At 71.6% G+C, this 20209-nt stretch carries 18 protein-coding genes; 8 read left to right on the top strand and 10 right to left on the bottom strand.

Annotated features, from left to right (window positions below):
* Nucleotides 1-110 precede the first annotated feature (110 nt).
* Nucleotides 111-926, top strand: a complete 816-nt coding sequence (locus ACTWQC_RS02230) for an SAM-dependent methyltransferase (RefSeq protein WP_443313756.1) — start codon at nucleotides 111-113, stop codon at nucleotides 924-926.
* A 115-nt stretch (nucleotides 927-1041) separates the two neighbouring features.
* On the opposite strand, the gene ACTWQC_RS02235 is transcribed toward ACTWQC_RS02230, so the two are convergent.
* Both ACTWQC_RS02235 and ACTWQC_RS02240 read right to left on the bottom strand, forming a co-directional pair.
* Complete coding sequence (locus ACTWQC_RS02235) at nucleotides 1042-1308, bottom strand: DUF7848 domain-containing protein (RefSeq protein ID WP_443313757.1); 267 nt, start codon at nucleotides 1306-1308, stop codon at nucleotides 1042-1044.
* Complete coding sequence (locus tag ACTWQC_RS02240) at nucleotides 1305-1511, bottom strand: hypothetical protein (protein WP_443313758.1); 207 nt, start codon at nucleotides 1509-1511, stop codon at nucleotides 1305-1307. Before ACTWQC_RS02240 ends, ACTWQC_RS02235 begins: the two co-directional genes overlap by 4 nt.
* A 213-nt stretch (nucleotides 1512-1724) precedes the next feature.
* On the opposite strand from ACTWQC_RS02240, the gene ACTWQC_RS02245 reads away from it, so the two are divergent.
* The 3 genes from ACTWQC_RS02245 to ACTWQC_RS02255 all read left to right on the top strand — a co-directional run bounded on the left by ACTWQC_RS02245 (nucleotide 1725) and on the right by ACTWQC_RS02255 (nucleotide 4176).
* Nucleotides 1725-1967, top strand: coding sequence for a DUF397 domain-containing protein (locus tag ACTWQC_RS02245; RefSeq protein ID WP_443313759.1), 243 nt, complete (start codon nucleotides 1725-1727; stop codon nucleotides 1965-1967).
* Between the two features lie 91 nt (nucleotides 1968-2058).
* Nucleotides 2059-2982 carry a helix-turn-helix domain-containing protein gene (locus tag ACTWQC_RS02250; protein WP_443313760.1) on the top strand — a complete coding sequence of 308 codons (924 nt, stop codon included), beginning with the start codon at nucleotides 2059-2061 and terminating at the stop codon, nucleotides 2980-2982.
* Nucleotides 2983-3252: 270 nt separating this feature from the next.
* On the top strand, nucleotides 3253-4176 hold the full coding sequence (locus ACTWQC_RS02255) for an LCP family protein (RefSeq protein WP_443313761.1): 924 nt from the start codon (nucleotides 3253-3255) through the stop codon (nucleotides 4174-4176).
* A 57-nt stretch (nucleotides 4177-4233) separates the two neighbouring features.
* Here the strand turns inward: ACTWQC_RS02255 and gndA are convergent, their stop codons facing one another.
* The 3 genes from gndA to ACTWQC_RS02270 all read right to left on the bottom strand — a co-directional run bounded on the left by gndA (nucleotide 4234) and on the right by ACTWQC_RS02270 (nucleotide 7425).
* Nucleotides 4234-5679, bottom strand: coding sequence for an NADP-dependent phosphogluconate dehydrogenase (gene gndA / locus ACTWQC_RS02260; RefSeq protein ID WP_443313762.1), 1446 nt, complete (start codon nucleotides 5677-5679; stop codon nucleotides 4234-4236).
* Between the two features lie 100 nt (nucleotides 5680-5779).
* Nucleotides 5780-6253, bottom strand: coding sequence for a DUF5709 domain-containing protein (locus ACTWQC_RS02265; RefSeq protein WP_443313763.1), 474 nt, complete (start codon nucleotides 6251-6253; stop codon nucleotides 5780-5782).
* Nucleotides 6254-6363: 110 nt separating this feature from the next.
* Complete coding sequence (locus tag ACTWQC_RS02270) at nucleotides 6364-7425, bottom strand: ATP-dependent DNA ligase (RefSeq protein WP_443313764.1); 1062 nt, start codon at nucleotides 7423-7425, stop codon at nucleotides 6364-6366.
* Between the two features lie 117 nt (nucleotides 7426-7542).
* Here ACTWQC_RS02270 and ligD point away from each other — a divergent pair, with 117 nt between their 5' ends.
* Both ligD and ACTWQC_RS02280 read left to right on the top strand, forming a co-directional pair.
* Complete coding sequence (ligD, locus tag ACTWQC_RS02275; protein WP_443313765.1) at nucleotides 7543-8547, top strand: non-homologous end-joining DNA ligase; 1005 nt, start codon at nucleotides 7543-7545, stop codon at nucleotides 8545-8547.
* 88 nt (nucleotides 8548-8635) lie between these two features.
* Nucleotides 8636-11242 carry a LuxR C-terminal-related transcriptional regulator gene (locus ACTWQC_RS02280; RefSeq protein ID WP_443313766.1) on the top strand — a complete coding sequence of 869 codons (2607 nt, stop codon included), beginning with the start codon at nucleotides 8636-8638 and terminating at the stop codon, nucleotides 11240-11242.
* Between the two features lie 22 nt (nucleotides 11243-11264).
* Here the strand turns inward: ACTWQC_RS02280 and ACTWQC_RS02285 are convergent, their stop codons facing one another.
* The 5 genes from ACTWQC_RS02285 to ACTWQC_RS02305 all read right to left on the bottom strand — a co-directional run bounded on the left by ACTWQC_RS02285 (nucleotide 11265) and on the right by ACTWQC_RS02305 (nucleotide 18222).
* Nucleotides 11265-12278: a cytochrome d ubiquinol oxidase subunit II gene (locus ACTWQC_RS02285; protein ID WP_443313767.1), complete on the bottom strand. Its 1014-nt coding sequence runs from the start codon at nucleotides 12276-12278 to the stop codon at nucleotides 11265-11267.
* Nucleotides 12275-13717, bottom strand: coding sequence for a cytochrome ubiquinol oxidase subunit I (locus tag ACTWQC_RS02290; protein ID WP_443313768.1), 1443 nt, complete (start codon nucleotides 13715-13717; stop codon nucleotides 12275-12277). Before ACTWQC_RS02290 ends, ACTWQC_RS02285 begins: the two co-directional genes overlap by 4 nt.
* 10 nt (nucleotides 13718-13727) lie before the next feature.
* Nucleotides 13728-14567 (bottom strand): SDR family oxidoreductase, encoded by an 840-nt coding sequence (locus tag ACTWQC_RS02295; RefSeq protein ID WP_443313769.1) that lies wholly within the window; start codon nucleotides 14565-14567, stop codon nucleotides 13728-13730.
* A 156-nt stretch (nucleotides 14568-14723) separates the two neighbouring features.
* Nucleotides 14724-16316, bottom strand: a complete 1593-nt coding sequence (locus ACTWQC_RS02300) for a GMC oxidoreductase (protein WP_443313770.1) — start codon at nucleotides 16314-16316, stop codon at nucleotides 14724-14726.
* Between the two features lie 16 nt (nucleotides 16317-16332).
* A complete protein-coding gene (locus ACTWQC_RS02305) occupies nucleotides 16333-18222 on the bottom strand; it encodes a glycoside hydrolase family 15 protein (RefSeq protein WP_443313771.1) in 1890 nt (629 codons plus the stop codon).
* A 162-nt stretch (nucleotides 18223-18384) separates the two neighbouring features.
* On the opposite strand from ACTWQC_RS02305, the gene ACTWQC_RS02310 reads away from it, so the two are divergent.
* Both ACTWQC_RS02310 and ACTWQC_RS02315 read left to right on the top strand, forming a co-directional pair.
* A complete protein-coding gene (locus ACTWQC_RS02310) occupies nucleotides 18385-19125 on the top strand; it encodes a GAF and ANTAR domain-containing protein (protein ID WP_443313772.1) in 741 nt (246 codons plus the stop codon).
* A gap of 9 nt (nucleotides 19126-19134) precedes the next feature.
* Nucleotides 19135-20160: a PHP domain-containing protein gene (locus tag ACTWQC_RS02315; RefSeq protein ID WP_443313773.1), complete on the top strand. Its 1026-nt coding sequence runs from the start codon at nucleotides 19135-19137 to the stop codon at nucleotides 20158-20160.
* Nucleotides 20161-20209: the final 49 nt, after the last annotated feature.

Genomic DNA, 20209 nt, shown 5'->3' on the forward strand with positions numbered 1-20209 from the left:
ACTCGTACGGGGAAGGTTCGTTGGAGATTCCCTGCCGCCCGGGGTCAGCTTCTAGGATGATGTGGTCGCGGTCACACCTGGTGACCGCCGGAACGTCTGTGAGGGGTCTGATGGGCCAGGGCAGTAAACCGTTGTCCAGCGAGGTCGATGTCAACGTCCCGAGCGTGGCGCGGATGTACGACTATTACCTGGGCGGGAAGGACAACTACGCCGTCGACCGCGAGGCCTCCGAGGAGCTGCTGAAGGTCGTTCCCAGCACTCAGGTGCTGGCGATCAACAACCGGCGGTTCCTCCAGCGGGTGGTGCGCGTCCTGGCGCAGGACTACGGGATCCGGCAGTTCCTCGACCACGGCTCAGGCCTGCCGACCCAGGACAACGTCCACCAGGTCGCGCAGCGGGTGGACGAGCAGTCGCGCGTGGTCTACGTCGACAACGATCCGATCGTTCTGGCGCACGGGCGGGCACTGCTCGAGGAGAACGACAACACCGCCGTCATCCAGGCCGACATGCGCGACACCGAAGGCATCTTCGGCCACTCCGAAGTGCAGCGCCTGATCAACCCGGACGAGCCCGTCGGCGTCCTGTTCGTCTCGGTGCTGCACTGCATCCCCGACAGCGACGACCCGGCGGGGCTGATCCGGCGGATCGCGGACCGGGTCGCTCCGGGCAGCATCTTCGTCATCTGCCAACTGGTCAGCGAGGACAAGGCGACGCGCGACTTCGTCACCAACTTCATGGACACCAGCACCCAGGGGAACTGGGGCCGGGTGCGGCAGGAGCACGAGGTGCGCGAGTACTTCACCGGCCTGGAGATCCTGGAGCCCGGCCTCGTGGAGGTCTCCACCTGGCGGCCGGACGCCGACCGCGGGCCGAGGCAGCTCACCGAGGAGTGGATCGAGTGGGGCGGCGTCGCCCTCAAGCCATGAGCCCCAACCGCTGACCGCCCCTGAGTCCCTGAGCCCCGGTCCTCCGGGGCTCCTTTCCTTGCGCCTGCGCGCCTGCGCGTTTTTCCTGTGAGCCTGCGCGATCCGGTCCGCGTGCCTACGGTGTCTGCGCGACCGTTGCCGGCGGACCCACCGGGAAGGCCCGCCAGAAGCGGTGCACGATCTCCCGGAACCCGGTGTGCGTAGGGCAGCCCGTCACATGACGGAGGGCCCACTCCCCCGCCGCCCCCGGATCCTCCGCGGGCCCTGAGGCGTGGCCGCAGGTCGTGCACTCCATCTCGAAGACCGCCGACGGGGCTTCGGGAGCCGGTTCCCGGGCCATCGACCAGTCACTGGGGCTGCCGTCGGTCGTATGCACGCTCACAGCGGCCTCCTCGGCGCTCCGCCCGTCCCACGCCTCGCCGTCAGCGCCGCCCGGTGGTCGGTCGCGGGCGCGGGGAGCACGTCCTCGGGTGAGACCTCCCACTCGCGCCCGCCCTCCGGGCGACGGAGGTACACCCGGCCGCCCTGGGCATCCATGACGATCCCGACCCGGCCGCGCCTCGCGTCGAACGCGAGCTCGCCCACGGTCGGCGCTTCGCCTGGCTTGAGCATCCCGCTGACGGCTGTTCACTCCCCACGGCTGCAGGCGCAGTTACGACAGCTTCCTGATCCAACACCACTATCCCCGTGTTGTGTCAGTCACTGCAAGCACATCTGCAAGAACACTTGCAATTGCACGCGGACCCCGCTTGAGTTCTCCCTGACAGATCGCCCGCCTGCCCCCAAGGACGAGTAACTGTGCACGAGTTCAAGAACGGAACCCCCGCGACGCAGATCGACGACGCGGTGTGGGTGAAGAGCACGTACAGCAACCCCAACGGCGAGTGTGTCGAGCTCGCCCTGCTTCCCGGTGGCGACATCGCGCTCCGCAACTCGCGCGACCCCGGTGGCCCCGCGCTGATCTACACCCGCAACGAGATCGAGGTGTTCCTGCGTGGTGCGAAGGACGGCGAATTCGACGGCATGGTCGGCAACTGCTGACGACCGACCGGGAATTACGGGTGCCCTGCTGTACGCGACGGCCGGATCGGTGGAACACTGAGCTCTCAATCGTGCACTCAGGGGAGTCAGTATGACCGCCGCTCAGCCGGGCAGCGAGCGCCGTCCGATGCAGCGCTATCTCGAGCACCCGCGCGGAGGGCCCACGGCCCTGCGCATCGTGCTCGGCACGCAGCTCAGGAAGCTGCGCGAGGAGAGTGGCGTCAGCACGAAAGCGGCTGCTGACGCCATTCGCGGCTCGCATGCGAAGATCAGCCGGCTCGAGCTGGGCCGGGTGGGCTTCAAGGAGCGGGACGTGGCCGACCTGCTCACCCTGTACGGCATCACCGACCCGGACGAGCGCGCCGACTTCATCGACCTCGCGCGGCAGGCGAGCGCGCCCGGCTGGTGGCACCAGTACTCGGACATCCTGGCGCCCTGGTTCGAGACCCACCTCGGCCTGGAGGACGCCGCCTCCGTCATCCGCACCTACCAGAACCAGTTCGTCCCCGGCCTCTTCCAGACCGAGGAATACGCCCGCGCGGTGACCCAGCTGGGGAACCCGCGGGCGTCCGCCGTGGAGGTCGAGCGGCGGGTCCGGCTGCGCATCACCCGCCAGGAGATCCTGCACCGGGAGGACCCGCCCCGTATCTGGGTCGTGCTCGACGAGGCGGTGCTGCGCCGGCCGATCGGCGGCCCCGGGGTGATGCTGGCGCAGCTCCACCGCCTCATAGAGGTGGCGCAGATGCCCCATGTGACGCTGCAGATCGCGCCGTTCAGCCTGGGCGGCGTGGCCGCGGCGGGCGGTCCCCTCACGATCCTGCGCTTCCTGGAGCCGGACCTGCCCGACGTCGTCTACCTCGAGCAGCTCACCAGCGCGCTCTACCTCGACAAGCGCGAGGACGTGGACAACTACCTGTCGGTCATGGACCGGCTGTGCGCGGAGGCGGAACGGCCCGTGGCCACGCTTCCGTTCCTGGTGAAGATGCTCGACGAACTCGGCACCCAGGAGAGCTGAAAACCTCCCGCAGCACGGGGCGTGAGCGGTCCGCGCCGCTTCTCGTTTCCCTGGAGTTCTCCGGACTTTCCCCCAATTTCCCCGAAACGCACGCGCCACGGTCACCGCTGGCGTAGAACTCGGTCATCCATGGCCACTTGGGGCCATTGAGCCATGCGGCGGGCAGTGGGGGGACTGACGATGACGAGCAGCGGCGGGGACGGAAGCCGGAGACGCAGGACCAGACGCGTTCTGTGGGGGGCGCTGGGACTGCTGTGCGCGGGAGTTCTGATGGTCGCCGGCACGGGGTGGTGGGCGGTCGGGCACTACACGGGCAAGGTGCACCGCGTCCCGCACGCCTTCCCCACGGACGTCCCTAAGGACCAGCAGCCGGCATCCAGCAAGGACGGACAGACGTTTCTGCTCGTCGGCGTCGACGCGCGCTCCGAACTGCCCACCACGGGCACGGACGCCAAGGCCCCGCCGTGGAAGCCCGGCGCCCAGCGCAGCGACACGATGATGCTGGTGCATCTGCCGTCGGACCACGCCACGGCATACGTGGTGTCCCTGCCGCGTGACACCTGGGTGACCGTTCCCGGCCGGGGCGAGGCCAAGCTCAACGCGGCATTCTCCTGGGGCGGTCCGCCCCTGCTGATCGACACGGTCCAGCGCCTGACGGACGTACGAGTGGACCACCTCGCCGTGATCGACTGGAGCGGCTTCCGGAAGCTGACGGACGCGGTGGGCGGCGTCGATCTGTCCGTCGCCGGAGGCCCGGCCCGGCACATGAACGGCGCGCAGGCCCTGGAGTACGTCCGCGAGCGCCACGATCTGCCGCGCGGCGACCTGGACCGCACGCACCGGCAGCAGAACTACCTGCGCGCCGTGCTGTCCAAGGTACTGTCGGGCGACAACGTCACGCACCCGGTCCGGACCAAGCGGCTGCTGGACCGGCTGACCGAGAGCGTCAGCGTCGACGACCGGCTCTCCGACGACGAACTGCGGGACCTGATCTGGGACTCGCGGAGCCTGCGGCCCGCGCAGATGGTCTTCATGAACGCCCCTGTGGCGCGGACGGGCACGATCCGGGGCCAGTCCGTCGTACTGCTCGGCGGCCGGGACGCCTCCGCCCTGTGGAAGGCGATGCGCGAGGGCGCCATGGACGACTACGTGGCCCGTCACCCCATGGACCGGCTGAGGCCGGTGGTGCGGTGAGCCACGCGGTCGCCCGCGCCCGCTGCGGGCGCGGGCGACCGCTCGGTCCGACCCCGGTCAGCCCGCGGGCTGTTCGGTCCTGTCGCCGCCCCAGAGCGTGTGGAAGCTGCCGTCGCGGTCGGTGCGCCGGTAGGTGTGGGCGCCGAAGAAGTCGCGCTGGCCCTGGGTCAGCGCGGCGGGCAGCCGCTCTGCGCGCAGCGCGTCGTAGTACGCGAGCGCGGCCGCGAAGCCGGGCGTCGGGATGCCGCGGACGGCTGCGGTGGAGACCACGGCACGCCAGGCCTCCTGCGCGTTGCCGATCTCCTCGGCGAACTCCTTGTCGGCGAGCAGGGTGGGCAGGTTCGGGTCGGCCGCGAAGGCGGAGCGGATACGGTCGAGGAACGCGGCCCGGATGATGCAGCCGCCGCGCCAGATGGCGGCCACGGCCCCGAGGTCGATGTCCCAGCCGTACTCCTTCCCGGCCGCGCTGATCATGTTCCAGCCCTGGGCGTACGAGACGACCTTCGAGGCGTACAGCGCCTGCTCGACATGGGCCGCGAACACATCGCCGCCCTGCTCCCCCATCGCGCTGCGGCCGGGCCCCGGCAGGGACCGGGCGGCCTCGCGCAGCTCCGCGTGACCGGACAGGGAGCGGGCGAAGACCGCCTCGGCGATGCCGGAGACGGGGACGCCGAGGTCGAGGGCGGTCTGCACGGTCCAGCGGCCGGTGCCCTTCTGCTCGGCCTGGTCCTGGACCACGTCGACGAAGGGCTTGCCGCTGGCGGAGTCGGTGTGCGCCAGCACCTCTGCGGTGATCTCGATGAGGTAGGAGTCGAGCCGACCGGTGTTCCAGGTGCGGAAGGTCTCGGCGATCTGCGCGGGCTCGTATCCCGCGATGTGCCGCAGCAGATCGTACGCCTCGGCGATGAGCTGCATGTCGGCGTACTCGATGCCGTTGTGGACCATCTTCACGAAGTGGCCTGCGCCGTCGGGGCCGATGTGGGTGCAGCACGGGCTGCCGTCCTTGGCCTTCGCGGCGATGTCCTCCAGCAGCGGGCCGAGCGACTCGTACGACTCCGCGGAGCCGCCGGGCATGATGCTGGGACCGTGGAGCGCGCCTTCCTCGCCGCCGGAGATGCCCGTGCCGACGAAGTGGATGCCGCGCTCGCGCAGGGCGGCTTCGCGGCGGCGGGTGTCCTCGAAGTGGGCGTTGCCGCCGTCGATGATCATGTCGCCGGGCTCGAGCAGCGGCGCGAACTCGTCGATGACGGCGTCGGTCGGGCCGCCCGCCTTCACCATGATGACCAGGCGCCGGGGCCGCTCCAGCGAGGCCACGAAGTCCTCGGGGCTCTCGGACGGCACGAAGGTGCCTTCGTGGCCGAACTCCTCGACGAGCGAACGGGTCCTGGCGGGGGTGCGGTTGTGGACGGCCACGGCATGGCCGTGCCGCGCGAAGTTCCGTGCCAGGTTGCGACCCATCACGGCCAGGCCGGTGACGCCGATGTGTGCCGACGCGTTGGTCATGTCTCAACTCCCGAGGTGGTGGCGCAGATGCGGGCCGCGGCTGTTCGGTCTCTTCATACGGAGACCTACAGTACGTCGCTCAATGACACGCGGTGGCCGGTCAGAACCACTCTTCGGGCGGCTCGGAGTCGACGACGTGCATCGCGGCCTCCTCGGCGGACGCCGCAGCGCCGTCGATGCCCTTGTCGCTCGCGACGAGGTCGCTCTCCTCATCGGGGTGGGCCCCCTCGTCCGGGGCCACGAGCCGGCCGGCGCGCCGCTCCCCGACTTCTTCGTCCCACAGTTCGCCGTCGCCGCCCGGAACGTCCCCGACCCCGTCCCCGTCGGGCAGGCCCTGGTCCGGCATCTCGCGGGCGAGCCGCACGTCGAGGGTCTCCCCCTCGTGCTGTTCCTCGGCCGTCGTGCCGTAGGTCTCCACGGCCCAGGGCCGTTCCGGAGGGGAGTAGCCCTCCTCGTAGACCTCGGCCGGGCCGCGCGTGTCGAGCGTGTCCTCGGGCTCGAGGAGACTGACGTCGTCCTGCTGTTCCGAGCCGTCCGGCTGGTAGACCTCGTCACCCATCATGCTCTCGCTCATCGTCGGCCTCGCTGACTGGTCTCCGCCCTCCGGATGGGTGCCGTCTTTCCCTCTCCAGCATGGCGCAGACCGGGTCACAGGGCCACAGATGGAAAGGAAGGTCGGGGGCGCTAGGAGCCCAGGACCTCTCTGAGGTCATAGCCGACCGGCTCCTCCAGCTGGGCGTACGTGCACGACTCCGGCTCGCGGTCCGGCCGCCAGCGGCGGAACTGGGCCGTGTGCCGGAACCGGTCGCCCTGCATGTGGTCGTACGCGACCTCGCAGACCCGCTCGGGCCGCAGCGGCACCCACGACAGGTCCTTCGTGCCGGTCCAGCGGCTCACCGCGCCGGGCATACGACTGGTCGCGTGCGCCTCCTCCCGGGCCCACTCCGCCCAGGGGTGGCCCTCGACGTCCGTCATCCGCAGCGGCTCCAGCTCGGTCATGAGCTCCTCCCTGCGCCGCATCGGGAAGGCGGCGCAGACGCCGACGTGCTGGAGGCGCCCCGCCGTGTCGTGGAGGCCGAGGAGGAGGGAGCCGACGACCGGGCCGCTCTTGTGGAGCCTGAGGCCCGCCACGACGCAGTCGGCGGTCCGCTCGTGCTTGACCTTGACCATGACGCGCTCGTCGGGGCGGTAGCCGAGGTCGGGGCGCTTGGCGATGACGCCGTCCAGGCCTGCGCCCTCGTACTGCTGGAACCACTGCTCGGCGACCGCCTGGTCGTCGGTGACCGGGGCGGTGAAGACCGGGTCCCCGGCGTCGCGCAGGGCTTCGGCCAGCGCCTCCCTGCGCTCGCGGAAGGGCGTGTCCATCAGGGAGCTGTCGCCGAGCGCGAGCAGGTCGAAGGCGACGAAGCCGGCGGGGGTGGTCCCGGCGAGGAGCCGTACCCGGGAGTCGGCGGGGTGGATGCGCTCGAGGAGGGCCTCGAACTCCAGGCGCCCTTCGCGGATGATGACGATCTCACCGTCGATGACGCAGCGGGGCGGCAGATTCTCCAGGAACGCGGTGACCAGTTCCGGGAAGTAGCGGGTGAGCGGTTTGCCGGCGCGGCTGCCGATCTCGACCTCGTCGCCGTCCCGGAAGACGATGGCCCGGAAGCCGTCCCACTTGGCCTCGTAGTGCATGCCGGAGGGGATTCTGGCCGCCGACTTGGCCAGCATCGGCTTGACCGGGGGCATCACCGGGAGGTCCATGCTTCCTCATTCTGCTGCCGGGCCCCGGCACGCGCCTGCCGGAAGGCGGTGCCGCCCGCAGGAAACCGACCCCGCCCGCCGGGTGCGGTGCGGCCCTCCCGGGCCTAGCGTGGCCCTATGCGAGAGACGGTTGAGCTCACGGTGGGCGGGCGGTCGGTGCGGCTGTCCAACCCCGGCAAGGTGTATTTCCCCGAGCGGGGGTTCACCAAGCTCGACCTGGCCCGCTACTACATGGCGGTCGGCGAGGGCATCCTGCGTGCGCTCCGTGACCGTCCGACGACACTGGAGCGCTACCCCGACGGCGTGGCGGGCGAGTCGTTCTTCCAGAAGCGGGCGCCGAAGAATCTCCCCGAGTGGATCCCCACCGGGCGGATCGCATTCCCCAGCGGGCGGTACGCGGACGAGATCTGCCCCACCGAGACCGCGGCCGTCGTCTGGGCCGCGAATCTCGGCTGCCTGACCTTCCATCCCTGGCCGGTGCGGCGCGGGGACACCGAGCACCCGGACGAGCTGCGGATCGATCTCGACCCGCAGCCGGGGACGGGGTACGAGGACGCGCTGCGGGCCGCCGTCGAGCTGCGCGACGTGCTGGACGGTCTGGGGCTGCGGGGGTGGCCGAAGACCTCGGGCGGCCGGGGCATCCACGTCTTCGTACCCATCGAGCCCGCCTGGACGTTCACGCAGGTGCGGCGGGCCGCCATCGCCGTGGCGCGGGAGCTGGAGCGGCGCGCGCCGGAACGGGTCACGACCTCCTGGTGGAAGGAGGAGCGCGGCGCGAAGATCTTCGTGGACTACAACCAGACGGCCAGGGACCGGACGATCGCCAGCGCGTACTCGGTGCGCCCGCGGCCGCACGCCCCGGTGTCCGCGCCGCTGCGCTGGGACGAGCTGCCCGACGCGCGCCCCGAGGACTTCGATCTGGCGACCATGCCGGTGCGGTTCGCCGAAGCAGGCGATGTGCACGCGGACATGGATGAGCATGCCTTCCGCCTCGAGGCCGCGCTCGAGCTGGCCAGCAAGGACGAGCGGGAGCACGGTCTCGGCGACCTCCCCTACCCGCCCGAGCACCCGAAGGTGAAGGGCGAGCCGAAGCGCGTGCAGCCCAGCCGCGCCAAGCAGTGAGCCGCGCGGGCGCCGCGTGACATCACGGGCTGATGGGGCGGAAGAGACACGGGTTGAGAGGCTCCCTGGGCGGTCCTAACGTGGCCGTATGGGTGAAAGACGGGACCTGCGCTCTCCAGAGGTGAGGATCCCGTCGGAGAAGATCGCGGTTCCCGGTACGGCACCCTCGCCGATCGGAAGGGAGCGGCTGTACGACGCCCTCGACGCGGGAGCGGACCAGCCGGTCACCCTGCTCTCTGCACCCGCCGGTTACGGCAAGACCATGCTGCTCACCGCATGGGTCCGCAGGACCACGTCTCCGGTGGCGTGGGTGCGCATCGACGGCGGCGACAACGATCCGCGGCACCTGTGGCCGGCGGTCCGGTCGGCGCTGCGGGCGACCGGAGCCGTACCGGACCAGGCGCTGTCGTGCCTGGCCGTACCGGACTCCGGCGGCCACCAGGAATACCCGGAGCACCCTGCGGGCCCGCGGGTCACCCTCGTACTCGACGGTCTCGAGGCCCTGACCGACCCGCTGGCGCTGCATGGCCTGGAGCTCCTGCTGCGCCACCAGCCCGGGTGGCTGCGGCTCGTCCTGGCGGCGCGCCGCGATCCGCCGCTGCCGCTGTACCGCCTCAGGCTGGTGGACCGGCTCCACGAGGTGCACGAGGAGGCGCTGCGCTTCTCCGAAGACGAGGCCGCCGAGCTGCTGCTCCAGCACGGCCTGGTCCTGGCCCCGCGCGAGCTGGCGAGGCTGATGCGGCTGACGGAAGGGTGGCCCGCGGCGCTGCGGCTCGCTGCCGCAAGGCTGCGGCAGGAACGCGACCCGAGCGCCTTCCTCGCCGCGTTCACCGGCGACGAGCGGAGCGTCGCCGACTATCTGACGGGCGAGATCCTGTCCCGCAGCCCGCCCGCGGAGCGCGAGTTCCTGCTGCGTACGAGCGTCTGCGAGCGGCTGACCGCCGATCTCGCGGGGGCACTGACCGGCCGGGACGACGCGGCCGCGGTGCTCGACGGGCTGCACCGCGGCGACGTGCTGATCAGCCGGTCCGGCTCCTCCTGGCATCGGTATCACCCCCTGCTCAGAAGCCACCTCTACGCAGAACTCCGGCGCCGCCGCGCCCGCCTGGTGCCCGGGCTGCACCGCGCCGCGGCGGACTGGTTCGCCGCCCACGACCTGCCCGTCGAGGCCGTCCGGCAGGCCATCGCCGCGTCCGACCTCCCCCGCGCCTCGGCCCTGCTGGACCGGCACGGCACGGGCCTGGTGTTGTCGGGCCGCGGCGGGACCGTACGGCGGCTGCTCGGCGAACTGCCGGAGCCGGCGCTGGAGGCGGAACCCGGGCTGCTCCTGGCGGCCGCCCTGGCGGACCTCGACGCGGGCGACACCGTGGCCGGCAGCCGGCACCTCGCGCTGCACGCCCGCTCTTCCCCCCGCCCCCATGACCCGCGGGTGCGGGCCCTCCGCCAGATCGCGCACGTCGAACGGGCGCGGATGCACGGCAGCCTGCGGGAGGCACTGCACATCGCCGAGGAGATCCCCCTGGCCGCACTGGACGGTGACGACCTGTCAGCCCTCGCAACGGCGGACCGGGGCATGGTCCATGTGGAACTGGGCCATCTCGCCCAGGGCAAGGCGGATTTGGAGTCGGCCCTCGCCATCGCCGTACGGCGCGGCCTCGATCACCTCACGGCTCAGTGCATGAGCTGCCTCGCCGCCGTCGCCGCCGCCGAGTGCGGCTTCGCCCGCGCCGCGCACCTCGGCGAGCAGGCCGCGCGGTTCGCCACGGCGCACGGCTGGGAGCGTACGGCCCTGTGCGCACCCGCCTACGAGGCCGCCGCCTGGGCCGAGTTGCAGCGGTCGGAGTCAGCGGCGGCGGAGCGCTACGCGAGGCTGGCCCGGCAGTCCGTACGCGGACAGGCCGGTCCCAGCATGGAGTTCGGCGCCCGCCTGGTCGGCGCGGTGAGCGCGTACGAGCGGGGCCTGCAGTACGAGAGGCTGCTCGAACTGCGCCGGGCCTGGGCAGCCTGCGCGGGCCGTCCGCTCATGCCGGAGCTGGCCGCCTTCGCGGCCGTCGCGGAGGTCGAGATGGCGCTGGCCGCCGGCCGCAGGGCCTGGGCGGCCGAGGCGCTCGACCGCGCCCGCTTCAGGCTGGACGGCAGCGCGGAGACCGAAGTCCTCGAGGCGTCCGTGCTGGCGGCCGGGGGACACCACGAAGCGGCGCGCGCAGCGCTGCGGCACGCCCTCGACGGGTCCGCGGAACCGGTCGTCGTCAGCACGCTCATCGAGGCGTGGCTGCTGGAGGCCCGCCTGTGCGCGGCCCACGGAGAGCAGCCGCGGGCCGCGCACGCCCTGCGCGAGGCGGTGGACCTGGCCGGGCCCCGGCAGGCCCTGCGCCCCTTCCGCGTCTCCGCGCCCGGCCTGCGGCACCTGTTCATCCGCGCACTGACGGGCGCCGGGCCGCTCGAACCCTTTGCGAGCGAGGTGCTGCGTGTCATGCCGGACGGCACGGGACCCGCTCCGGCCGTGGTCCTCACGCCCCGGGAGACGTCGCTCCTCCAGCGGCTGCCCTCGCTCCGCACGATGGACGAGCTCGCGGCGGACCTGTTCGTCTCCGTCAACACGCTCAAGACCCATCTGCGCAGCATCTACCGCAAGTTGCAGGTAAGCAGCAGGCGCGAGGCCGTCGTCGCCGCGCGCGAGCGGGGCCTGCTGTGAGCGGTGGCCTGCTGTTCGCGCCTCACGCCTCGGACTCGGGGAGCGGCTCGAGTTCACCGCGCGCGTCGAGCCGGTACAGCAGCACCAGGGCCGGTCCGACCAGGACCACCGCGACGACGGTGACGAGGACCAGCCAGCGCAGGGTCGTCGGTGCGCCCGCGGCGTCGCCCACCGTCAGCGAGGTGGGTACGAGATACGGCCGCTGCGCCACGCCCCACGCCACGACCGCCAGCGCCACCGAGGCGACGGCGGTTCCCCTCGCCCACCCGGTCGCTCCCCTGACGAGCAGCGCCGCCGTGGCGATGGCGCAGGCGGCCGCGAGGACGACGGGCACGAGTCCGCTGCCTCTGGTGAGGCCGTGGTGGACGTAGCTCGCGTCGCTGCGGGTGACGCCGAGGCCGACGGCCGCCAGTACGGCGAGGACGCCCAGGCTGCACAGGGCCCGCCGCCGGAAGTAGCCGACGAGGTCCGCCACTTCACAGCGGCGGGCGTCGCCGGTGAGGAAGACGGCGCCGAGGAACGCGCTCGCGGCGACGGTGAGGAGCCCGGCGATGACGGACGTGGGGTTCGCCCAGGCGTGGGCCGAGGCCTGGGTGCCCGGGGCGACCCGTCCGGTGGCGACACCGCCGACCGCGGCGCCGAGGAAGTACGGCGTGAGCAGCGACGAGACGGCGAACGCCGCGCCGTACACGCGCCGCTGGGCCAGGCGCCGGGTCGGCTTCCGGAAAGCGAAGCCGGCGCCGCGCAGGACGAGGCCGACGGCGGCGAGCGCGAGCGGCAGCCACATCGCCGTGAACACCGTCTGGAACAGGACCGGGAACCCCGTCCACATGATGACGAGGATGAAGATCAGCCAGACGTTGTTCACCTCCCACACGGGCGCCATGGCGTGGTCGATCAGCCACCTCGGGCGCCTGCCCCGCTCCGCACCCCCGGCGAGGAGATCCCAGAACCCGGCCCCGTAGTCGGCGCCGCCCCCGCAGGCGTACGCGGCCACGGCGAGCAGCAGCACCCATGCGACGACGGCCTCGGTCATGCCGGGCCCCCTGGCTGCCGAGCCGGGCGGGGCCCGTACGGGGTGTGGCTTTCCGGGAATTCGGCCCGCGGCCCGGCGAGCGCACCGCTCTCGCCGGCGGTCCGCCACCGGGTCCGCATCTTCAGCAGGACGGTGAGGAGGGCGGAGAAGAGGAGCACATAGACCACGACGACGACACCGAGCGTGGCCCACAGCGCATCGGCGCGGGTGGTGGTCACCGCCTCGGAGACCCGCATGAACTCGTAGACGATCCAGGGCTGGCGGCCGACTTCCGTGGTGATCCAGCCGCACTCCACGGCCACGACCGAGGCCGCCCCGGCGCACGCGGCGGCGCGGAAGAACCAGGGCGACGCGGGGAGGTCCCGCCGCCGCCACCAGCACCAGCCGTACCAGAGGGCGAGGAGGACGAGCAGCGAGCCGATCACGACCATGAGGTCGAAGGCCCAGTGGGCGATGGTGGCCTGCGTGGCCGTCGGCCGCCGGCTCGCCGGGACCGAGGTCAGCCCCGTCACCCTGGTCGCCGGGCTGAACCCGGCGAGGATCGAGTCGAGTTGCGGGATCTTGATGCCGCCGGACACGCTGCCGTCGGGGTGCATCCGGCCGAAGAGGTACTCGGGTACGTGGGTGTCGGTCTTCCAGACGAGTTCGGCCGCGGCGAACTTGACGGGCTGCTTGTGGAAGACCGACCGGGCGATGGAGTCGCCGACCATCAACTGCACGGGCGTCAGGACGGCGGCCACGGTGAAGGGCAGGGTGAAGCCCAGCCGGTGGTAGCGGTCGCGGCGGCCGCGCAACCAGCCCGTCGCGTAGACGCCCGCGACGACATATCCGGCGGTGATGATCATCGCGACGACGAAGTGCCAGTACTGCGGGCCGAACATCGGCGTGAACACGGCCGCCCGCAGGTCGACTCCGGTCGGTCTGCCGGTGCTGTCGAGGGTGAAGCCGCGCGGGGTGTTCATCCAGGAATTGGCCGCGAGGATTCCGAAGGCGCCGAGCAGGGCGGTCGCGGGCAGCGGAACCCCGAGCCAGAAGTGCGTCCAGGGCTTCAGCCGGTTCCAGCCGTACAGGTAGATCGCGATGAGGATGGCCTCGAGGAAGAACGCCCAGGCCTCGACGCCGAATCCGATGCCGAAGACGTCCCCCCACCGGCCCATCATGCCCGGCCACAGCAGCCCGAATTCGAAGGAGAGCACAGTGCCGGTCACGATCCCGACGGCGAACTGGACGGCCATGACGGCGGACCAGCGCCGCGCGAGCAGCAGGGCGTCGGCGTCCCCCTTCCGCAGGGCCCGGTAATTCATCAGGAGCGTGAGGAAGGGGAGGGCCACGCCGAACGGTACGAGGATGATGTGCGAGGCCAGGGTGAAAGCCATGAGCTGGCGGGCCGGCAGCAGCTGTCCGGGGCCGTTCGCCAGCAGATACGCGGCGGCGCTCATGGGCTTGTCGTCAGCCGCCCGTCGCGAAGCCGGGGAAGAGGGTCATCCCGCCGTCCACGTAGAGCGTGGTCCCGACGACGTAGTCGAGGAGGTCCGAGGCCATCACGACGACGGCCTGGGCGATGTCCTCGGGCTCGCCGACCCTGCCGTAGGGGATCAGGTTCAGCAGGTCCTGCTCGGCGGCCTCGGTGTCCCAGGCGCTGCGGTTGATGGGGGTGCGGATGGCGCCGGGCGCGACGGCGTTCACCCTGATCCGCTCCGGGGCGAGCTCCTGGGCCAGCGTCGCCATCATCATCTGCACCCCGCCTTTGGACGAGGCGTAGTTGACGTGTCCCGCCCACGGGATGACCTGGTGGACCGAGCTCATGCAGACGATCTTTCCGGCGGACCGGGAGACCTCGGGGACCACACCGCGCCGCCGGAACTCCTTGACGGCTTCCCTGGCGCACAGGAACTGTCCGGTGAGGTTGACGTCCAGCACCTTCTGCCACGCGTCGAGCGACATCTCGCCGATGGGTGCGTCGCGCTGGAGGCCCGCGTTCGGCACCAGGATGTCGATCGTGCCGAGCTCCCCGACCATACGGGAGATCATGCCGGTGACCTGGTCCTCCCGGGACACGTCGGCCTCGTGCGCGTAGGCCCGTACGCCGAAGCTCTCGATCTCCTTGACGACGGCTTCGGCGGCCGGCCGGTCGGCGACGTAGTTGACGACGACATCGGCTCCCGCGCGCCCGAGTCCGATGGCGGTCGCCTTGCCGATCCCCGAGTTGGCGCCGGTGACCAGCGCCTTCTGTCCCTTGAGGAGGGGCGCGGAGACGGTCTGCCGGCCTTCGCGGTTGGCGGTGTTCACTGAGGTCTCTCCTCACCGGCGGCGGGCGGTGTGTCCCGGATGTCCACGGTGAAGAATCCATCACCCGCGACGGGTCGTACGGGGCACCGCGCCCGGTTGATCCGCTGGAGGGAGGTATCTGAAGCCCTACGGGCTAACCGGACGCCTGAAGAGGTGTCACCGCAGGCGCTCGGCGATGTGGTCGCCGACCCGCAGGGCGTTGGCGGTGGCGGTGAGGGAGGGGTTCACGGCGCCGATGCTCGGGAAGAAGCTGGTGTCCACCACGTAGAGGTTGTCCAGGTCGTGGGCCTTGCAGTACGTGTCGAGGGCCGAGGTCCCGGGGTCGGTGCCGAAGCGTACGGTGCCCGCCTGGTGCGCGGTCGCGCCGATCGGCATCCCCTTGTGCAGGTAAATGCTGTGCGGCAGCAGGTAGTGCTCGTGCATGCCGAGGTGTCCGAGCATCCGCTGCAGCTTGTGCCGGAGCCGCTGGACCCCGTTGATGTTGTTGCCCTCGTCCAGCGCCAGGTGGATACGGCCGTCGCCATCCAGCGTGACGCGGTTGTCGGGCGCCGGGAGGTCCTCGCCGCACAGCCAGAAGTCGACCGCGTGGTGGGCGAGCACCTCGAAGGGCATGTCCGGGGAGAGGGCTCCCGTCCAGCGCGGGGCCTCGGCGTGGATCTGCTCGGCGTCGGACTTGCCGAGCATCTGGATGCCGCCCAGCGGGTAGTCCCAGTCGTCCGCTCCCAGATACCAGTCGTTGAGCGCGAGCGTCTTCTGGAACAGGGTGTCGTTCGGCTCCTTGGACACCGCCATGAGGGCCAGGTTGTTGTGCCGCATGTAGTGGCGGCCCACCACGTCCGAGCTGTTGGCCAGGCCGCCCGGGTGCCGGTCGTTCGCCGAACGGAGCAGCAGAAGCGCGGAGTTCACGGCTCCGCACGCCACCACCACGATGTCCGCGCTGAAGGCGGTGGACTCCTCCGCCGCCGTGCCCTCGCCGACGGACGCCACGACCCTCGTCACACTGCGCCCGGCCGGATCGGTCTCCAGACGCCGTACGTGAGCACCGGTGACCAGGTGCACGTTGTCGTGTTCGAGGGCCGGGTCGACGCAGATCACCTGGGCGTCGGACTTGCCGGCGACCAGGCAGGGAAAGCCGTCGACCCGGTCGCAGCGGATGCACACGCTGCTCCGGGTCGCCCGCCCGTGCGCGTCCTGGGTGAGGTTCACGCCGATGGGCAAGTGGAAGGGGTGCAGACCGTGCTTCTCCAGGTCGTCGCTGAGCTGCTGGATCCGCGGCTCGTGCCGGACCGGAGGGCGGGCGTACTGGGCGCCGGCGGGGCCTTCTGTCGGGTCCTCGCCGTGCTGCCCGTGGACGAGATAGAGGTGCTCGGCCTGGGTGTAGTACGGCTCGAGGTCCTCGTAGCGGATGGGCCAGGCCGGGGAGATGCCGCCCTCGTGCCGCAGCTCCCCGAAGTCCTCGGGGCGCAGCCGGAACAGCGCGGCGCCGTAGAACTTGGTGTTCCCGCCGACGTAGTAGTTGACCTCCGGGGGGAACTCCCGGCCGTGCCGGTCGTACCAGAGCTCGGGGGCGCGGTACTTGGCGTTGACGAAGACGGCCGTGGAGTCCCAGTTGTCGCGCTCGCGCGGCAGGTAGCCGCCGCGTTCCAGCAGCAGGATCCGCTTCCCGGACGGCGCGAGCCGGTGGGCGAGGGTGCCGCCGCCCGCCCCGGTGCCGATGACGATGACGTCGAAGTGCCGGTCCTCTGCCACGGGAGCCTCCGGAGGGTCAGGTGGGCGGCCGCGGGAGTGCGGCGGGCGCGGCGGGTGCCTCCCGCTCGGCCCGGGTGAGCGCGGCGTCGAGGGTGATGGCGGCGTCGATGAGCCCCAGGTGCGTGAAAGCCTGCGGGAAGTTGCCGAGTTGCTCGCCGGTGATGGCGACTTCCTCGGAGAACATCCCGAGGTGGTTGGCGTAGGTCAGCATCTTCTCGAAGGCGAGCCGCGCCTGGTCGAGGTGGCCGGCGCGGGCGAGCGCGTCGACGTAGGAGAAGGTGCAGAGCGAGAAGGTGCCCTCGGAGCCGCGCAGTCCGTCGGGCGAGGCCGAGGGGTTGTACCGGTAGACCAGGCTGTCGGACACCAGCTCCTGGTCCATCGCCGCGAGCGTGGAGGTCCACATGGGGTCGTGCGGGGCCAGGAAGCCGACGGTGGCCATCCGCAGCAGCGCGGAGTCCAGTACGTCACTGCCGTAGTGCTGGACGAAGGCCTGCCGTTCGGGGTTCCAGCCGCGGTCCATGATCTGGGCGTAGATCCGGTCGCGCTCGTCGGTCCAGCGGGGCAGGGCCGCGGGCCGTCCTCGCCGGGTGGACAGCCGTACGGCGCGGTCCAGGGCGACCCAGGACATGAGCCGTCCGTAGGTGAAGTCCTGGCGGCCGCCCCGGGTCTCCCAGATGCCCTCGTCCGGCTGGTCCCAGTGCTCGGTGAGCCAGTCGATGATGGTGCCGAGCGAGGTCCAGCCCTTGTGGTCGAGCTGGATGCCGCGCTCGTCCGCGAAGTAGATGCTGTCCAGCGCCTCGCCGTAGATGTCGAGCTGGAGCTGGTCGGCGGCTCCGTTGCCGATCCGTACGGGGCGGGAGCCGCGGTAGCCCTCCCAGTGGTCGAGCACCTCCTCGGTCAGGTCGGACGAGCCGTCGACCCGGTACATGATGCTGAGCGGGCCGCCCCCGTCGCCCGCCTGCTCCCGCACGCGGTCGCGCAGCCAGCCGATGAACGCGCCCGCCTCCTCGGTGAATCCGAGCCCGAGCAGCGCGTAGACGGAGAAGGACGCGTCGCGGATCCAGCTGTAGCGGTAGTCCCAGTTCCGCTCGCCGCCCAGTTGCTCGGGCAGTCCGGCGGTCGGCGCGGCGACCAGCGCACCGCTCGGCGCGTACGTCATGAGCTTCAGGGTGATCGCCGACCGTTCCACGGCCTCCCGCCAGCGGCCGGTGTACTGCGAGCGGCGCAGCCAGGAGCGCCAGTAGCGGACGGTGTCGTCGAACAGCTGCTGGAACTCGGCCTGGTGTATCTCGCGCGGCGGCCCGTCGGCGAAGGACTCCAGGACGATCCCGCGCTGCTGGCCGGCCTTGAGGGGCAGCCAGACGTGGACGCCGCCCGCGCCCCCGTCGTCGATCCTCCTGACGCGCGCCGGGCGGGCGTCCTCCGGCTCGCGCACAGTGTGCACCGTGAGCTCCATGTCCTTGCCGACGAAGACCGCGCCGTGCTCCGAGGCGTGGATCTCATGGGGCTGCCGGCCGTAGTCGAACCGCGGGAGCAGGTCGACGCTGAACTCCATGTGGCCTCGCACGCAGCGCAGCATGCGCACGAGCCGATGGTTCCGGGTGGCGGCGGTCCCGGTCGCGACCGGCATGAAGTCCACCACCTCGCCCGCGCCCTCCTCGGTCATGAAGCGGGTGATGAGGATGGCGGTGTTCGGGTGGTAGAGCTGCTTGACGGAGTACGGCCCCTCGGCGGGCCTGGCCCGGAAGTGCCCGCCATGGCGCTGGTCGAGCAGGGCGCCGAAGACGCTCGGCGAGTCGAAGCGGGGGCAGCAGAACCAGTCGATGGTCCCGTCGGTCGCCACCAGCGCGGCCGTCTGCAGGTCCCCGATCAGGCCGTGGTCGGCGATCAGCGGGTAGTCGCTCATGCGCCCCACCGTCGCGATACGGCCGGGGTCGGGCATCACCCGGAGCGGGTGATATCCGCGGAGCCTCGATGACACCCGGCTCATGCAGCGCGGAAGATAGCAGATTGGGTAATTTACCCCTGAACATGCTTGATGTCCGGTTCTCGAAGAGGAGGCTCCGGGATGGGCGACGCCGGCTCCGCGCTGTGGCTGTCGGAAACGTTTGCGGCCATGGCGAAGGCCCTGCACGGGCAGCCCTCACGCGACCAGATCCTGCAGGAGATCACGGAACTCGCCGCGACCGCCGCGGACGGCGCCCAGTACGCCGGGGTGACGCTGCTGCGCCGCGGCAAGGCCCTGGACAGCCCCGCCTACACGCACCCGCTGGTGCTGTGCGTGGACCGCGCCCAGTCCGAGACCGGCGAGGGGCCCTGTCTGCGGGATCCGGGGGACACGAGCGGCGAGCCGGTGGTCCGCATCGAGAACATGGCGGGCGAGCGGCGCTGGCCCCGCTTCGCGCGCGAGGCCGCGGGCCTGGGCGTCGGCTCGATGCTCAGCTGCCGTCTTAACGACGAGCGGGACGCCACCGGATGCCTCAACCTCCTCTCGGCCGAGCCGGGCGCCTTCAGCGTCGACACCGCCAAGACGGTGGCCGTGCTGGCGACCCATGCGGCGATCGCCCTCTCCGCCGCGGCCGCGGTGGAGAACCTCTCCCACGCGGTCGCCAGCCGCCAGGTCATCGGCGAGGCGACGGGCATCCTCATGGAGCGCTACCGGGTGACCTCACGCGAGGCCTTCGGGATGCTGGTCAAGGCGTCGCAGAGCCTGAACGTCAAACTGCGCGAGATCGCCGTCCACACCGTCGCGACCGGCCAGAATCCGGCGGAGCTGCGTCCGGCGGACTTCGCGGCCGCCCGCTCGTAGGGGGCCGGAGTGGAACCGGTGGCGGCACTCGACCGGATCGCGTTCCTCCTCGAGCGCGCCCAGGCCCCCACCTACCGCGTGCGCGCCTTCCGTACGGCGTCCGCCGTGCTGGCCGGGCTGACGGCCGAGGAGGTGGAGCGGCGGGCCGCGACCGGCACGCTCGAGTCCCTGAAGGGCGTGGGCCCGAAGACCTCGCAGGTCGTACGGGAGGCGCTGAGGGGGGAGGTGCCCGGCTACCTGGCGAAGCTGGAGGCCGAGACCGCGCCGGAGCCGCTCGACGAGGGCGCGGCGAAGCTGCGCGCCGCGCTGCGCGGCGACTGCCATACGCACTCGGACTGGTCGGACGGCGGCAGCCCGATCGACGTGATGGCCAGGACCGCCGCGGAACTGGGCCACGACTGGGCAGCGCTGACGGACCACTCCCCGCGGCTGACGGTCGCCCGCGGGCTCTCCGCGGACCGGCTGCGCGAGCAGCTGGAGGTGGTCGCAGAACTGAACGAGGAGCTGGCGCCGTTCCGGCTGCTGACCGGAATCGAGGTCGACATCCTGCCCGACGGCTCCCTGGACCAGGAGCCGGAGCTGCTGGACCGGCTCGACGTGGTGGTGGCCTCGGTCCACTCCAAGCTGCGGATGGAGCGGACGTACATGACGCGGCGGATGGTCACGGCGGTCCGCAGCCCGCTGGTCGATGTGCTGGGCCACTGCACGGGACGCCTCATCGGGAGCCGCCCGGAGTCGCAGTTCGACGCGGCGGAGGTGTTCGGCGCGTGCGCGGAGTCGGGGACCGCGGTGGAGATCAACTGCCGCCCGGAGCGCCTCGATCCGCCGCGCCGGCTGCTGCGGCAGGCCGTGGACGCCGGGGTGTTCTTCGCGATCGACACCGACGCGCACGCCCCGGGCCAGCTCGACTGGCACGTCCACGGGTGCGCCCGGGCCGCGGAGTGCGGCGTTCCGAGGGAGCGGGTCATCAACACCTGGACGGCTCACGGGCTGCTGACGTGGACCCGTACGCGCGAGGCCCCGCGCCCGGGGTGAGGCCGCCCCGGCGGTGACGGAGGGCCCGGATCCCGTACGGAAAGGACGG

Source organism: Streptomyces sp. 8N616, assembly GCF_052246385.1.
Classification (GTDB): domain Bacteria; phylum Actinomycetota; class Actinomycetes; order Streptomycetales; family Streptomycetaceae; genus Streptomyces.

Coding starts and splice junctions, on each gene's coding strand:
- ACTWQC_RS02230 (WP_443313756.1), top strand. CDS start 111: ATGGGCCAGGGCAGTAAACCGTTGTCCAGCGAGGTCGATGTCAACGTC.
- ACTWQC_RS02250 (WP_443313760.1), top strand. CDS start 2,059: ATGACCGCCGCTCAGCCGGGCAGCGAGCGCCGTCCGATGCAGCGCTAT.
- ACTWQC_RS02255 (WP_443313761.1), top strand. CDS start 3,253: ATGGTCGCCGGCACGGGGTGGTGGGCGGTCGGGCACTACACGGGCAAG.
- gndA (WP_443313762.1), bottom strand. CDS start 5,679: ATGACCAACGCGTCGGCACACATCGGCGTCACCGGCCTGGCCGTGATG.
- ACTWQC_RS02265 (WP_443313763.1), bottom strand. CDS start 6,253: ATGAGCGAGAGCATGATGGGTGACGAGGTCTACCAGCCGGACGGCTCG.
- ACTWQC_RS02270 (WP_443313764.1), bottom strand. CDS start 7,425: ATGGACCTCCCGGTGATGCCCCCGGTCAAGCCGATGCTGGCCAAGTCG.
- ligD (WP_443313765.1), top strand. CDS start 7,543: ATGCGAGAGACGGTTGAGCTCACGGTGGGCGGGCGGTCGGTGCGGCTG.
- ACTWQC_RS02280 (WP_443313766.1), top strand. CDS start 8,636: ATGGGTGAAAGACGGGACCTGCGCTCTCCAGAGGTGAGGATCCCGTCG.
- ACTWQC_RS02285 (WP_443313767.1), bottom strand. CDS start 12,278: ATGACCGAGGCCGTCGTCGCATGGGTGCTGCTGCTCGCCGTGGCCGCG.
- ACTWQC_RS02290 (WP_443313768.1), bottom strand. CDS start 13,717: ATGAGCGCCGCCGCGTATCTGCTGGCGAACGGCCCCGGACAGCTGCTG.
- ACTWQC_RS02305 (WP_443313771.1), bottom strand. CDS start 18,222: ATGAGCGACTACCCGCTGATCGCCGACCACGGCCTGATCGGGGACCTG.
- ACTWQC_RS02310 (WP_443313772.1), top strand. CDS start 18,385: ATGGGCGACGCCGGCTCCGCGCTGTGGCTGTCGGAAACGTTTGCGGCC.